This window comes from Winogradskyella wichelsiae (assembly GCF_013403925.1).
Taxonomy (GTDB): Bacteria; Bacteroidota; Bacteroidia; order Flavobacteriales; family Flavobacteriaceae; genus Winogradskyella; species Winogradskyella wichelsiae.
The window spans coordinates 572,402-586,557 of the sequence record NZ_JABFDJ010000001.1; the positions used below are offsets into that span (position 1 = coordinate 572,402).

At 33.3% G+C, this 14,156-nt stretch carries 10 protein-coding genes and 1 tRNA gene; 4 read left to right on the forward strand and 7 right to left on the reverse strand.

Going from position 1 to position 14,156, the window contains the following annotated elements; genetic code table 11:
* Positions 1-113 precede the first annotated feature (113 nt).
* Positions 114-1,403: a c-type cytochrome gene (locus HM985_RS02500; protein WP_179374948.1), complete on the reverse strand. Its 1,290-nt coding sequence runs from the start codon at positions 1,401-1,403 to the stop codon at positions 114-116.
* Between the two features lie 294 nt (positions 1,404-1,697).
* On the opposite strand from HM985_RS02500, the gene HM985_RS02505 reads away from it, so the two are divergent.
* The gene (locus HM985_RS02505; RefSeq protein ID WP_179374717.1) at positions 1,698-2,078 is read left to right on the forward strand and encodes an SPOR domain-containing protein; all 381 of its coding nucleotides are present in this window, start codon (positions 1,698-1,700) and stop codon (positions 2,076-2,078) included.
* Between the two features lie 71 nt (positions 2,079-2,149).
* On the opposite strand, the gene infB is transcribed toward HM985_RS02505, so the two are convergent.
* The 3 genes from infB to rimP all read right to left on the reverse strand — a co-directional run bounded on the left by infB (position 2,150) and on the right by rimP (position 6,926).
* The gene (infB, locus tag HM985_RS02510) at positions 2,150-4,972 is read right to left on the reverse strand and encodes a translation initiation factor IF-2 (protein ID WP_179374718.1); all 2,823 of its coding nucleotides are present in this window, start codon (positions 4,970-4,972) and stop codon (positions 2,150-2,152) included.
* 244 nt (positions 4,973-5,216) lie between these two features.
* Positions 5,217-6,449 carry a transcription termination factor NusA gene (gene nusA / locus HM985_RS02515; RefSeq protein WP_179374719.1) on the reverse strand — a complete coding sequence of 411 codons (1,233 nt, stop codon included), beginning with the start codon at positions 6,447-6,449 and terminating at the stop codon, positions 5,217-5,219.
* Between the two features lie 12 nt (positions 6,450-6,461).
* The gene (rimP, locus tag HM985_RS02520) at positions 6,462-6,926 is read right to left on the reverse strand and encodes a ribosome assembly cofactor RimP (RefSeq protein ID WP_179374720.1); all 465 of its coding nucleotides are present in this window, start codon (positions 6,924-6,926) and stop codon (positions 6,462-6,464) included.
* Positions 6,927-7,087: 161 nt separating this feature from the next.
* Here rimP and HM985_RS02525 point away from each other — a divergent pair, with 161 nt between their 5' ends.
* Complete coding sequence (locus HM985_RS02525) at positions 7,088-7,912, forward strand: universal stress protein (protein ID WP_179374721.1); 825 nt, start codon at positions 7,088-7,090, stop codon at positions 7,910-7,912.
* A 60-nt stretch (positions 7,913-7,972) separates the two neighbouring features.
* Here HM985_RS02525 and HM985_RS02530 read toward each other — a convergent pair.
* Positions 7,973-8,048, reverse strand: a tRNA-Gln gene (locus HM985_RS02530).
* Positions 8,049-8,199: 151 nt separating this feature from the next.
* On the opposite strand from HM985_RS02530, the gene HM985_RS02535 reads away from it, so the two are divergent.
* A complete protein-coding gene (locus HM985_RS02535; protein WP_179374722.1) occupies positions 8,200-11,619 on the forward strand; it encodes a protein O-mannosyl-transferase family in 3,420 nt (1,139 codons plus the stop codon).
* A 6-nt stretch (positions 11,620-11,625) separates the two neighbouring features.
* Positions 11,626-12,294: a polysaccharide deacetylase family protein gene (locus HM985_RS02540; RefSeq protein WP_179374723.1), complete on the forward strand. Its 669-nt coding sequence runs from the start codon at positions 11,626-11,628 to the stop codon at positions 12,292-12,294.
* 12 nt (positions 12,295-12,306) lie between these two features.
* Here HM985_RS02540 and HM985_RS02545 read toward each other — a convergent pair whose 3' ends face one another.
* Together HM985_RS02545 and HM985_RS02550 are read right to left on the reverse strand one after the other, a co-directional pair.
* The gene (locus HM985_RS02545; RefSeq protein ID WP_179374724.1) at positions 12,307-12,603 is read right to left on the reverse strand and encodes a thioredoxin family protein; all 297 of its coding nucleotides are present in this window, start codon (positions 12,601-12,603) and stop codon (positions 12,307-12,309) included.
* Positions 12,604-12,699: 96 nt separating this feature from the next.
* Positions 12,700-13,929 (reverse strand): metallophosphoesterase, encoded by a 1,230-nt coding sequence (locus HM985_RS02550; RefSeq protein WP_179374725.1) that lies wholly within the window; start codon positions 13,927-13,929, stop codon positions 12,700-12,702.
* Positions 13,930-14,156 lie beyond the last annotated feature (227 nt).

The following is a 14,156-nucleotide window of genomic DNA, read 5'->3' on the forward strand; positions in this document are numbered from 1 at the left end:
GCTTTGAAAATCGTCATTCATTTCATCTAAATATTTAATTTTATTATTTTATTATCAATTCTCTAACCCTTATAAGCCACTCTCATTATAGCAAGAGATTACTTAAAGATTCTTTAGTAATGGCATTTACCACATTCTAAACCACCCATTTGCGCAACCGTTAACTGATCAACACCATATTTTTTAGATAATTCATCGTGAATTTTAGTATAATACTCGTTATCCTTAACCTTAACATTTGTCTCTCTATGACAGTTAATACACCATCCCATAGTTAAAGGAGCATGTTGATACATGATTTCCATTTCTTCAACAGGACCATGACAAGTCTGACATTCTATACCACCAACTTCTACGTGTTGTGAGTGATTGAAATATGCAAAATCAGGTAAATTGTGAATACGTATCCATTTTACAGGTTTAGAATCTCCAGTATAACCCGTTCCGTCCCATCCTACAGCATCATATAATTTTTGAATTTCAGAATTATAATCTACACCAAACTCAGTACCTTCTGCTAATGTTTCTGGTGCAACTTCTGAAATTGATTTATGACAATTCATACAAACATTTAAAGAAGGAATCCCTGATGTTTTACTCACTCTTGCAGAAGAGTGACAGTACTTACAATCAATACCATTGTCGCCAGCATGTATTCTGTGAGAATAATGAATTGGTTGAACCGGCTCGTAACCCTGATCTACACCTACCTGCATAAAGAAACCATAAACAAAATATCCACTAGCAAGTAAAAATATAACTGTAGTTACTAACACTAAGAATTGATTCTGAGCAAAAGCTTTCCATAATGGTGTTTTCTTTTCTTGTTCTGTAATCAGCTCAATATCTTTTGCCTCAGCAAAACGATTTAATGTACGATTAACTAAAACTAAAGCCATCGCTAATAAAGCAAACAATAATGCTAGAGCTCCAAGAATTAAATCATTAGAGATACCGCCTTGTTGTGTCGCTTCTCCACCACCAGTATTCTCAACAACAACGGGCTCTGGTTTAGGAGCCGCTGTGTAAGCTAAAATATCTGAAATATCTTGATCACTTAATTGCGGGAATGGAGTCATTTGAGTTCCATTATGATCGTTATAAACCTTGTTAGCGTAAGCATCACCAGATTTGATTAACGATGAACTATTTCTAATCCATGCCGACAACCATTCTCTATCTAAACCTTCATCATCTGCAAGTCTTGCTTCAACATTTCTTAAAGCTGGACCCGTCATTGGTGCATCTAACTTGTGACATGCTGCACAATTTGAATTAAAAAGTGACTTCCCATTTACTGGATCACCATCTTGGGCGATAAGAGCGGTTGAAAACGTAAGTAATAGAAAAAGGCAAAGACGAGACATCTTTGCGGTTAAACTACAGTAAATCACCTGTTTCATATTATAATTTGGATTATCTTCTAAACTTTGGTACGATTTTTTCATTCAAAATGAAAAAAGTTATTTGTAAAAAACTCTCGCAAAAGTAACATTTAATGTGGGTTTTAAAAATCTTAGATATGGGTTAATAGATAATTTATACCAATTCTAAATAGTAAGGTTTGAAATTTAATATTAGAATATTCGTTCATTATATATCGATCGCTTGTAGTACAATTAATTACACTTTAAATGTGAATAAAAAATTTGTTTTTGTTAATTTGAATACTATACCTTTGCCTAATAATTTAACTTATGAAATTAAAAAATAAATATTTTGCCGTTGTAATTACTGGTTTAAGCCTTTGCTTCTCAATAAATGCACAAGAAGGAAAAGTAACCGTGAGTCAAGATAGTGATATTGACAAATTACTAGAATTTAAGAAGGATGTTAAAACATCTAAAGTCTATAGAATCCAAGTCTACCAAAATGTAGATATTGATAAGGCACAACGTGAAAAATCGAATTTCTTAAATCAATACAACGAATGGCCTGTAGAAATTGTTTGGAATACGCCTAATTATAAAGTTTGGGTAGGTAACTTCTCTAAACGTTTGGAAGCTGACCGCGCATGGGCTAAAATTAAAGAAAAATACATGTATGCAATCATCTTTCAACCTAAGACTGATGATTAAATAATCATTCATTTTATTCCATAAAAAAACCGACAATTACTTGTCGGTTTTTTTGTTTTATATGAATTCTATTACTTCAACTTCTTTTTCACTTGTACTTCTTGGAATGCTTCTATTACATCACCTTCTGCGATGTCGTTATAGCCTTTAATCTGCATACCACAGTCATAACCTTTAGATACTTCTCTAACATCATCTTTAAATCGTTTTAAAGCTTCTAATGAACCTGTATGAACAACGACTCCATCTCTAATAATTCTGATACCAGAATTTCTAAATATTTTACCATTCATTACCATACAACCTGCAATGTTTCCAACTTTAGATACTTTAAATATTTCTCTAATTTCAGCAGTACCTGTAACCTCTTCCTTAACTTCTGGAGATAACATACCTTCCATTGCATCTTTAAGATCGTTAATCGCTGCATAGATAATAGAATAAGTTCTGATATCGATTTCTTCTTTATCAGCAATCATTCTTGCATTTCCTACTGGACGTACATTAAACCCAACAATAATAGCATCTGAAGCCGTTGCTAATAACACATCACTTTCTGTAATGGCACCAACACCTTTATGTATAATATTAACTTGAATTTCTTCAGTAGATAATTTCTGGAATGAATCTGTTAATGCTTCAACAGAACCATCAACATCACCTTTAAGAATGATATTCAATTCTTGGAAATCACCAAGAGCAATACGTCTTCCAATTTCATCAAGTGTTATATGTCGTTGAGTTCTTACAGACTGTTCACGTTGTAATTGTGCACGTTTTGTTGCAATTTGTTTCGCTTCACGTTCATCTGCAAAGACATTAAACTTATCACCTGCTTGAGGTGCTCCATCTAAACCTAATATAGATACAGGGGTTGCGGGACCAGCTTCTTTGACATCTTGTCCTCGCTCATCTTGCATAGCTTTTACTTTACCACTGTTCTTACCTGCTAAAACGTAATCACCAACTTTTAATGTACCTGCTTGTACTAAAATTGTAGATACATAACCTCTACCTTTATCTAAGTAAGCTTCAACTACTGTTCCGCTTGCTGCTTTATTAGGGTTGGCTTTTAATTCTAAAAGTTCTGCTTCTAATAATACTTTTTCAAGCAAATCTTTAACACCTGTTCCTTTTTTAGCAGAGATATCATGAGATTGAATTTTACCACCCCAATCTTCTACTAATAAATTCATTTGTGCCAATTGCTCTTTTACCTTTTCAGGGTTAGCATCTGGCTTATCAATTTTGTTAATTGCAAATACGATTGGTACTCCTGCAGCTTGTGCATGAGAAATTGCTTCTTTTGTTTGAGGCATAATAGCATCATCCGCAGCAACAACAATAATTGCAATATCTGTAACTTGAGCACCACGAGCACGCATCGCTGTAAAGGCTTCGTGACCTGGTGTATCTAAAAATGCTATTTTCTGACCGTTCTCTAGTTCTACACCATAAGCACCAATGTGCTGTGTGATCCCTCCAGATTCTCCTGCAATAACATTTTCTTTACGTATATAATCTAATAAAGATGTTTTACCATGATCTACGTGACCCATTACGGTTACAATAGGAGCTCTTTCGATTAAATCTTTTGGATCGTCTTCTACAACCACAATTGATTCTTCGATATCTGCTTTGATAAATTCTACATCAAAACCAAATTCTTCAGCAACAATAGTTAACGTTTCTGCATCTAATCTTTGGTTCATGGTAACCATCATACCTAAAGACATACATGCCGAAATAACTTGTGTTACACCAACTTCCATCATCGTAGCCATCTCACTTACTGTAACAAATTCAGTAACCTTAATGGTTTTACTTTCTGCAGCAGCTATTTCTTGATCAATTTCCGTTTGTTGACGGTGATGATCTCTTTTATCTCTACGATATTTTGCTCCTTTACCTTTATTAGATTTACCTTGAAGTTTTTCTAAAGTTTCACGGATTTGCTTTTGAACATCCTCTTCTGTCGGCTCTGTTTTAACCACTTTTGGTCTTGCAGCGTTACCTCCTCTTCCTTTAGGTGCCCCTCTTCTATTATCAAAGTTTGGCTTATTACTAGTATCTCCTGTTTTACTAATTCTACGTCTTTTACGTTTGTTAGCATCTCCAGGTTTTGCTGTTTCTACTTTTTTCTTCTTAGGCTTATTAAATTGAGATAAATCAATTTTTTTACCCGTTGTTGTTGGTCCAGAGAGTTTCTGATACTTCGTCTTTAACGTTTCCTCTACTGGTTCAGCTGGAGCTTCAGGTTTTTCTTCCTTTTTTGCAACAACCCTAGGTTCTGGTCGTGCTGCCTTAGCAACTTTATCGAAGTTAGTTATTTTAGGTTCTACCTTAGCAACTTCTACTTTTTCTTTTTTCTCAACCTTTGGTTCAACCTTTTCAACCTTATCGACTTTTGGAGTCTCTTTAGGTTTTTCCGGTTCCTTAACTTCTACCTTAGGCTCCTCTATTTTAACATCAGGAACTTCTGGTTTAGGAGTTTCTTTAACTTCTGGAGTTTTAGGGGCTTCTTCCTTTTCAGCTTTAGGCTTACTATCTAAGTCTATTTTACCAACTTGTTTTGGACCACTTAACTCAGCTTTAGCTTTGACTACTGCTTCCCTTTCAGCCTTTTGCTTTTGCTTTTCTTCAATTTCACGCTCTCTCTGTTCGCGAAGCTCTTCTTTTTCCTTAAGTTTTGCTTCACTCACTTCTTGGGCTTTTTCACGTTTGGATGCATCTGTCTGAAATTCACCAGATAACGTATTATAAACCTCTTGCGAAATTTTAGTATTAGGACTTTTCTCAATCTCTACACCTTTGGATTCTAAAAAATCCACTGCGCGATCTATTGAGATGTTCAGTTCCCTTAATACTTTATTTAATCTTGTTGTTTGAGCCATAAATTGCCTGTAAAATACTTAAATATATTATATACTAACTATATTAAAACGTTTGATAAATAAATTTCCTATACTTATTTCTACAATACAATAAATTATAACGTTACGCTATGCTTTATTATTTTGATTGGTATAAAGATAAAAAATCATCATTTTATTCAAAATCAATTTTAAATAAAATTAGTATTGTACCAATGTAACTATAAAATGTATTGACTAAAATCATTTTATAATTATACGGATATTATTCTTCAAATTCTTCTCTTAGAATCCTAATGACATCTAAGATTGTTTCTTCTTCTAAATCTGTACGCTTCACTAAATCTTTAACATCTTGTTCTAAGATACTTTTTGCAGTATCTAAACCAGCTTTACTAAATTCAGAAATTACCCATCCTTCTATTTCGTCTGAGAATTCTTTTAATTCCACATCTTCTTCTGCACCTTCTCTAAAGACGTCAATTTCGTAACCCGTTAATTGACCTGCTAAACGAATGTTGTGACCACCTCTACCAATTGCTTTAGAAACCTCTTCTGGTTTCAATAAAACCTCAGCTCTCATGTTTTCTTCATCTAATTTAAGAGAGGTTACTCTTGCTGGGCTTAATGCTCTTGTTACAAAAAGTTGTACATTAGTTGTGTAATTAATAACATCGATATTTTCGTTTCCTAATTCGCGTACAATACCGTGAATTCTAGAACCTTTCATACCTACACAAGCTCCAACTGGGTCAATTCTGTCGTCATAAGAATCTACCGCAACTTTCGCTTTTTCACCAGGAATACGTACTACTTTTTTAACGGTAATTAAACCATCAAAAACTTCTGGTATTTCCTGTTCAAATAATTTTTCTAAAAACAATGGTGATGTTCTAGACATCACAATTGCAGGTTTACTTCCTTTTAACTCAACACTTTCAATAATCCCTCTTACGTTTTCTCCTTTTCTGAAGAAATCTGAAGGAATTTGTTTGTCTTTTGGAAGTATAATTTCATTACCCTCATCATCTAACAAAATAATTGCTCTATGACGAATGTGATGTACTTCTGCTGTATATATTTCGCCTTCTAATTCCTTAAATTGCTTATATATGTTTGTGTTATCATGCTCATGAATCTTAGAAATTAAGTTTTGTCTTAATGCTAAGATAGAACGTCTACCGAGATCAATTAACTTAACTTCTTCAGCAACATCCTCACCAACTTCGAAATCTGGTTCTATTTTTTGAGCTTCTGATAATTCAATTTCTTGATTAGGCTCTTCAACTTCTCCATCCGAAACAACAATACGGTTTCTCCATATCTCTAAATCCCCTTTATCTGGATTTATAATAATATCAAAATTATCGTCATCACCATACTTCTTCTTCAATGCATTACGTAATACATCTTCAAGAATTGCCATTAGCGTAACTCTATCTATTGATTTGTCGTCTTTAAATTCTGAAAATGAATCAATTAACGCTATATTCTCCATGATTGATATGAATTAAAATTTTATTTTAACTTTTGCTTCTCTAATATTGTCGAAGGTAACGGTCGCTGTTTTAATGACTGTTACTTTTCCTTTTCCGACAGGTTTTGGCTCTCTTGTTTTCCAACTTAGAACCACATCTTTTTCATTCACCTCTGTAAGTTCACCTTCAAGACTTTGATTATCTTTCGTCTTAATCTCTAAATTTCTGCCAACATGCTTATCATATTGTCTTGGCAAAATTAAAGGTGATGCAGCTCCTGAAGAAAGAACTTCTAAAGAAAAATCGTGTTCTTCTCTATCTATATTGTTCTCAATAGCTCTGCTAATGAACATACAATCTTCAACTAAAACGCCATTATCGCCGTCAATTATAATTTTAACAGCATTCTCTCCTGACAAAGAAAAGTCAATTAAAAACAAATCTGTCCTCTCGTCTAATGCCGTCTGTAATAAGTCTTCTAGTATTTTCTTTAACATTTCTTAATATAAAAAGAGAGGACTTTTCGTCCTCTCGCTTATTTATTTTTACTAAATAACGGTGCAAATATACGTTATTATATCCAAATTGCCAAGCGATACAATGTTGATTTATTTCCTTAACTTTAAAGAGACTCAATTAATTAATAAAGATAACTGCTATGAATAGAATATTAGTTCCAACGGATTTTTCAGACCATGCCGAAAACGCACTAAAAGTTGCCGCAATGATTGCCAAAAAATATAATGCAGAAATTTACCTTTTGCATATGATGGAAATCCCTATGCGTCAAACAGATCAAGGACAAACAGAAAGCATTATTCCAGAAACTTTATTTTTTATGAATTTAGCTCGTAAAAAATTTGAAACTCTAATGGCTCAAGATTATCTAAAAGACATTACAGTCCATGAAACAGTAAAGGAAGACATTACATTTAATGAAATAAAAGATTCTTGTCTAGAATTTAATATAGATTTAATTATAATGGGCTCTCATGGAGCAACAGGACTTAAAGACATGTTTATAGGCTCTAATGCCGAAAAGGTAGTTCGCTCTTCCGAAGTACCAGTGTTAGTTATTAAAAATGAACATCTTGATTTTAAAATATCAAATTTTGTTTTTGCTTCAGACTTTAAATACGACAATAAAGACACCTATAGACAAGCTGTGAAATTTGCCAAAGCATTTGGATCGAAAATCCACCTACTCTTAGTCATTACATCTAACGATTTTATGACTTCTTATGAAGCTCAATCTAGAATTAAAGATTTTATTTCTGGTCAAAGTTTTGAAAATTACACCATTAACATCCATAATGACTACACCATTGAACAAGGCATTCTCAATGTATCCAAAGATATAGATGCTGACTTAATTGGTATTAGCACACATGGAAGACAAGGTATTGCACATTTTTTTAATGGAAGTATAAGTGAAGATTTAGTTAACCATGCAAATAGACCAGTCATCACATTTAAAATCTAAAATAAAAGCCCTTATAAAACGAAAAAAATCCTAATCATTTCTGACTAGGATTTCTTCTTATGGTTGGCCCACTAGGTTTCGAACCTAGACTCTTCTGTACCAAAAACAGATGTGTTGCCAGTTACACCATGGGCCAATCTCTTATTTGAGGGTGCAAATTTAAAACAAACTTTTAGTTTGACAAAACAAAATATGATTTTTTTTAAAAAAACTTAACGTTAACTTAAAAACCTAGGCGTTTACCTAATAATTAGTAAATTCGCCAGCATTATTAAGCAAGGTTTTTCATGACAGATTTTAACTTTAAAAAGTGGAACAACATCTTAGGATGGTTTGTTTTTACCGTAGCATGCGTCGTTTATGCACTTACCATAGAACCAACCGTTAGTTTTTGGGATGCTGGTGAGTATATTTTAACATCTTCTAAATTACAGGTAGGACACCCACCGGGAGCTCCATTGTTTCAAATGTTTGGAGCATTTTTCTCTACGTTTGCATTAGAACCTTCACAAATTGGGATGATAATGAATATGATGAGTGGTGTTGCAAGTGCATTTACCATTCTTTTTATGTTTTGGACCATCACTATATTGTTGGTAAAACTAACAAAGTATAATGATGATAAAAACACAGGTAAAGCTTACGCTATTTTAGGAAGTGCTTTAGTTGGTAGTTTAGCATTTACCTTTACAGATTCCTTTTGGTTTAATGCCGTAGAGACCGAAGTTTATGCCATGGCTACCTTAATAATGTCTGTTTTATTCTACTTAGGTCTGCGTTGGGAACAAGACATGAATCAACCTCGTGGAAATCGTTGGCTTATTTTAATCGCCTTTGTTATCGGTTTGTCGTTTGGTGTACACTTTATGGGATTATTAACGATTCCTGCTATTGGTCTACTTTATTATTTTAAGAATTACAAAACCATTACAGTCAAAAATTTTATTATTGCAAATATTGCTTCTGCAGCTATTTTGCTTTTTATATTTAAGTTATTACTGCCATCTACACTAGAACTTTTTGGTAATTTAGAGGTGTTTTTTGTGAACTCTATTGGATTACCATTTAATTCAGGTACAATCATTTCTGGTATAATGGTTATAGCCTTGTTTTATTTTGGCCTAAATTATACCAGAAATAAAGGTTTTAAACATGCCAATACATTAGTACTTTGTTTGATGTTTATTTTTATTGGGTTTTCATCTTGGATGATGTTACCTATACGTGCCAATGCTAATGTGGTTATTAACGAGAATAATCCTTCAGATGCTAGAGAGTTATTAGCCTATTATAATTTAGAGCAATATCCAGAAACGCACTTGTTCTACGGTCCCTTTTTTACAGAGATATATTCTGGCGCAGATGAAAACGAACCATTCATTGATGATAAAAAGAATTACGAGCGTGATGACGAAGCTGGTAAATATGTAATTATAAACGATTGGGAGAAAAGTAAACAAAATTACAACCATGAGCATGCTTCTATTCTACCAAGAATGTGGAGTTCAGAACATGCTGAAAACTACATGATGTTTACTGGCTTAATTGATTTTAAGGTAGATCCTGCTTTGCAAACACGTGCATACAATGAAGCTATGAACGCTGGCTTAACAGAAGAACAAGCAAGTCAATATGCTTTGGGTGAAAAACAGAAATTTGACCAAGTAGTTAATGATTTTAAAATGCGTGTTGCTAATGGAGATATTGATTACGAAGGTTATAATCAGTTTTTAAAACGTTATGGTCAACAGTATTTAATTATAGAGAAACCAACTTTTATGGATAACATCTTTTACATGTTTCAATATCAGTTTGGCTATATGTATTGGCGTTATTTTATGTGGAATTTTACTGGACGTCAAGATGATATTCAAGGAAGATACACGTACAAAAATGGAAACTGGATATCAGGCATTTCTTTTATTGATGAAATACATTTAGGTTTATCTCAAGATAATCTGCCAACAGATGTTCTAGATAATAAATCTAGAAACACGTATTATTTCTTGCCTTTATTATTAGGTTTAGCAGGTTTCTTTTTCTTAATGTATTCAGACCTAAAACGTTTTTGGGTTTTATTGGTGTTTTTCTTACTGACAGGTATAGCCATTCAGTTTTACACCAATGTAAGACCTTTTGAACCAAGAGAACGCGATTATTCGGTTGTCGGTTCATTTTACGTATTTGCAATTTGGATTGGGTTTGGTGTTTATGCTATATACGATCTTCTAAGAAAAAGTTTGCAAACGAAACTACTAGCCCCTGCTATCACCTTAGTTTGTCTCGTTATTGTACCAGGTATTTTAGCTGCTAACAATTGGGATGATCACGATCGTTCTGGTAAATACACAACAAATTCTATGGCTCGTAAATATTTAGAATCTTGCGCACCGAACGCTATTCTTTTTACTATTGGAGATAATGATACGTTCCCGCTATGGTATTTACAAGAAATTGAAGGTGTAAGAACAGATGTGCGTGTTGTTAATACAAGTTTATTTCAAACAGATTGGTATATCGATCAAATGAAACGTAAAGCTTACGATAGTGATCCAATACCTTCTCAATTAACACACAACCAGTACCGCGGTGAAGCTAGGGATGTTGTCGCTTATAAAGAGATCAGTGCTAGAATTGCAAACGACACCTTAGACATTAGACAGTTTATGGACTTTGTGGCGAGTGAAAAACCGAACACTAAAGTTAAGTTTGCTGTTGAAACTCAAGGAGACGACCCAAGTCGCTATCCGAAGCATTTATTGAATTCTAATTATTACCCAACACGTAATATTAGTATTCCTGTAAACAAAGAAACGGTTTTGAAAAACGGCACAGTTCAACCTAAAGATGCTGATAAAATTGTAGATAATCTATATACACAAATTAGTGGTGGTTACATTTATAAAAATCGACTTTTAATGTTAGATATATTAGCTAACAATAATTGGGAACGCCCTATCTATTTTACAGGAGGTGCTTTTGGTGCTGAAGATTACGTTTGGTTAAAAGATTATTTACAGCTTGACGGTATGTGCTATAAATTAGTACCTATTAAAACACCTGTTGACAGAGCAAACCCTTATGATATGGGCCGTGTTGATCCTAGCCTTATGTACAATATGGTTAAAGATTGGAAATGGGGTGGCAGTGGAGAAGATATTTACTACGATATTGAAACTCGAAGAAATGGTATTACTTATAGAGGTAATTTAGCGCGACTTATAGAAGAGTTAATTAATGAAGACCAACTAGATAAAGCAGAAGAAGTAGCAGATATTGCCATGGAAAAAATGCCTGTTGATAAATTTGGTTTTTACTCATTACTTGAACCTTATGTAAGTGCTTATTATGAAATTGGTAATGTAGAGAAGGGACGAGCACTATATAAAGATGTAGCTAAAAAATATCAAGAAAACTTAGTTTATTACAGTGGTCTTTCAATAGAAAATCAAGACCGTTTAGTTGGTGATGACATTTATATGGACATACAACGCTACAGATCTTTAATTGATATTCTAGTGATCTATAACGATAAAGAATTTGCTTTACAAGAAACTAAAACGTTCAATAGTTATTTAAGTTTATTTGATGAGTTAATGAATCGTTACAATGCAGATGGTTCACCTGAAGTTCCAGAGGTAACAAATGATATTGACATTCAAAATGCGATTAAAGATACTATTGAAAAAATCGCACCTGAGAATTAGAATGGCATGAAGATTATTCCAGCTAAAACGCCCAACTTTGTAAAAACATTGTTTCCAAATTTTATCTGGAATATCAACACGCCTCATAAAGAACTCTATTTAACTTTTGATGACGGTCCGACTCCCGAAATCACTAATTGGGTTCTTACAACATTAAAAGCGTATAATGCAAAAGCAACATTTTTTTGTATCGGAAATAATATTGAAAAGCATCCACTTATTTTTCAGAAGCTTATAAAAGAAGGCCACACCATTGGAAACCACACCTATAATCATTTAAAAGGTTGGAAAAGCAGAACTGAGGAGTATATTGAAGATATAAATAAAACACAGTTTTTAATAAACACTAGTAAACCTTATATTACTAATAGTGATTTAGAATCTGAAAATCTAAAATTATTTAGACCGCCTTATGGGAAGTTTAAAGGAAAGCAAAGTAAAAGGATACGAGAATTAGGTTATAAGATTGTTTTATGGGACGTTTTACCCTTTGATTGGGATGAATCAGTTTCTAAAGAGATCTGCCTTAAAAATATAATCTCAACAGCAAAAGGAGGTAGCATAATTGTTCTACATGATAGCGTAAAGGCTTCACGAAATTTAAAATACGTTCTTCCCAAGATCCTACAGCACTACAGTGAAAAAGGTTTTGTTTTTAAAGCCATTACATCTTAGAATCAGCTTGGTTTACACATAGTGTTGTATAATATCAATAATATAGTTTGCTTCTTGTGCGCCACTATGCCTCCATTTCATTTCACCGCTTTTATAAATAATTAACGTAGGCAAACTCTTAACACGTAATGCTTCTGCAAGCTCTATATTTTTATTAATATCTATTTTAATAACTTTAACTTTATCTCCTAATGCAGCGGCAACATCTTTAAGTATAGGGTGCATAGCCGTAGATTCAACATTTCCCTCCGTATAAAAGTCTAAAAGAACAGGGACTTGACCATCTATTAATTCTCCAAATTTTGACATACATTATGGTTTTAGTTAAATTAATACTTCAAACTCGTAGCAATAAGCAACTGTAAGTGAAGCATGCATTATATAAAAATAAACAATTCTTTACAATTAAGCACTTTTCGAACCTTTTTTGAGCTCAATCACGGTGATTTCTGGCCAAATACCAACACGTCCAGGATATCCTAAATACCCAAATCCTCGATTAACATTAATATGCTGGTTGAGTTCTGTATAAATACCTCCCCAATGTTTATAGCGCCATTTTGCAGGACTCCATTTAATCCAACCCGGAATTTCTATTCCAAATTGCATACCATGTGTATGGCCACTCAACGTTAGATGATAATGATAAGGGTCATTGAGTACTTTAGCTTCCCAATGACTTGGATCGTGACTCATTAATATCTTAAAATCATCAGACTTTATTTGCGCTGCAGCTTTAGTTAAATCACCTGCTTTCTTAAAACCGCCTTTACCCCAATTCTCAACACCAACTAAGGCCAATCGTTGACCATCTTTTTCAAGATATCGACTTTCATTCAACAATAAATCAAAACCAATTTCTTTTTGAATTATTTTTAAATCTTCAAGATTCTGATGCTTTTCTTCAGGCGAATTCCAATCGACATAATCACCGTAATCGTGATTTCCTAAAACTGAAAATTTACCATCTTTAGCCTTCAATCTTCCAAAGGTATCTTTCCATGGCAGCATTTCAGAGGCTTTATTATTCACCATATCACCTGTAAACAATAGCACATCAGATTCTTGCTCATTTATAAGGTCTACGGCATATTCAATCTTACTTTTATCATCAAAACTTCCTGAATGTATATCACTAATCTGAGTAATCCTATACCCATCAAAGGCTTCAGGCAAATCTTCAAAATGCAACGTATAGTTTAATACTCTAAAGTTATATTTCCCTTTATACATACCGTATAAAAGAGAACTAAAAGGTATCGCTGCTAGACCTAAAGCCACTTGGCTTACAAATTTACGGCGCGATGGTAAATGGAATTCATCTTTTCTCACCACCACCTTATCGTAAAGTCCTATGATTCCTCTAATGATATCTTCACCAAATAAAAATGGCACAAGTACTAAATTAAAGGCCATAAATGTCAGCAAATATCCGAATGCAAAACTTTTAGACGGGGTTAATACGCGACCTTCATTAGTTCCCGTAAACTGAAAGATAAAATTACCAACCACTACAATGGCTACTACAAAAAACAGATAGTAAACCCATGTTTGTTTAGTTACTGTTCTTATGGCTTGAAAACCGTAAGCAGTAAGTATGATAAATAAAATAGCAAAAAGTATCCAACGAATCATCTCATTAATTTGAACGTACAAAATTAAGCATCTGAGAAATGACTTATCTTATGAAAGTGTTAAAAGGTTTACGCACTATACCTCAGGTATTTGAATGAATTATGAAGCTTTATTCTCAAAAAAAACTATTATTGGGATTTAGTTATATGATGTTTCTATACAGGAAAAATGAGATAAATTTAAAAACAAATCTTATTTTCACTTCCATTTTAACTTTAAACCTCTAA

Bases quoted from the DNA above. Each gene is read 5' to 3' on its own strand.
- HM985_RS02500 (WP_179374948.1), bottom strand. From the start codon at position 1,403: ATGAAACAGGTGATTTACTGTAGTTTAACCGCAAAGATGTCTCGTCTT.
- HM985_RS02505 (WP_179374717.1), top strand. From the start codon at position 1,698: ATGAAATTAAAAAATAAATATTTTGCCGTTGTAATTACTGGTTTAAGC.
- infB (WP_179374718.1), bottom strand. From the start codon at position 4,972: ATGGCTCAAACAACAAGATTAAATAAAGTATTAAGGGAACTGAACATC.
- nusA (WP_179374719.1), bottom strand. From the start codon at position 6,449: ATGGAGAATATAGCGTTAATTGATTCATTTTCAGAATTTAAAGACGAC.
- rimP (WP_179374720.1), bottom strand. From the start codon at position 6,926: ATGTTAAAGAAAATACTAGAAGACTTATTACAGACGGCATTAGACGAG.
- HM985_RS02525 (WP_179374721.1), top strand. From the start codon at position 7,088: ATGAATAGAATATTAGTTCCAACGGATTTTTCAGACCATGCCGAAAAC.
- HM985_RS02535 (WP_179374722.1), top strand. From the start codon at position 8,200: ATGACAGATTTTAACTTTAAAAAGTGGAACAACATCTTAGGATGGTTT.
- HM985_RS02540 (WP_179374723.1), top strand. From the start codon at position 11,626: ATGAAGATTATTCCAGCTAAAACGCCCAACTTTGTAAAAACATTGTTT.
- HM985_RS02545 (WP_179374724.1), bottom strand. From the start codon at position 12,603: ATGTCAAAATTTGGAGAATTAATAGATGGTCAAGTCCCTGTTCTTTTA.
- HM985_RS02550 (WP_179374725.1), bottom strand. From the start codon at position 13,929: ATGATTCGTTGGATACTTTTTGCTATTTTATTTATCATACTTACTGCT.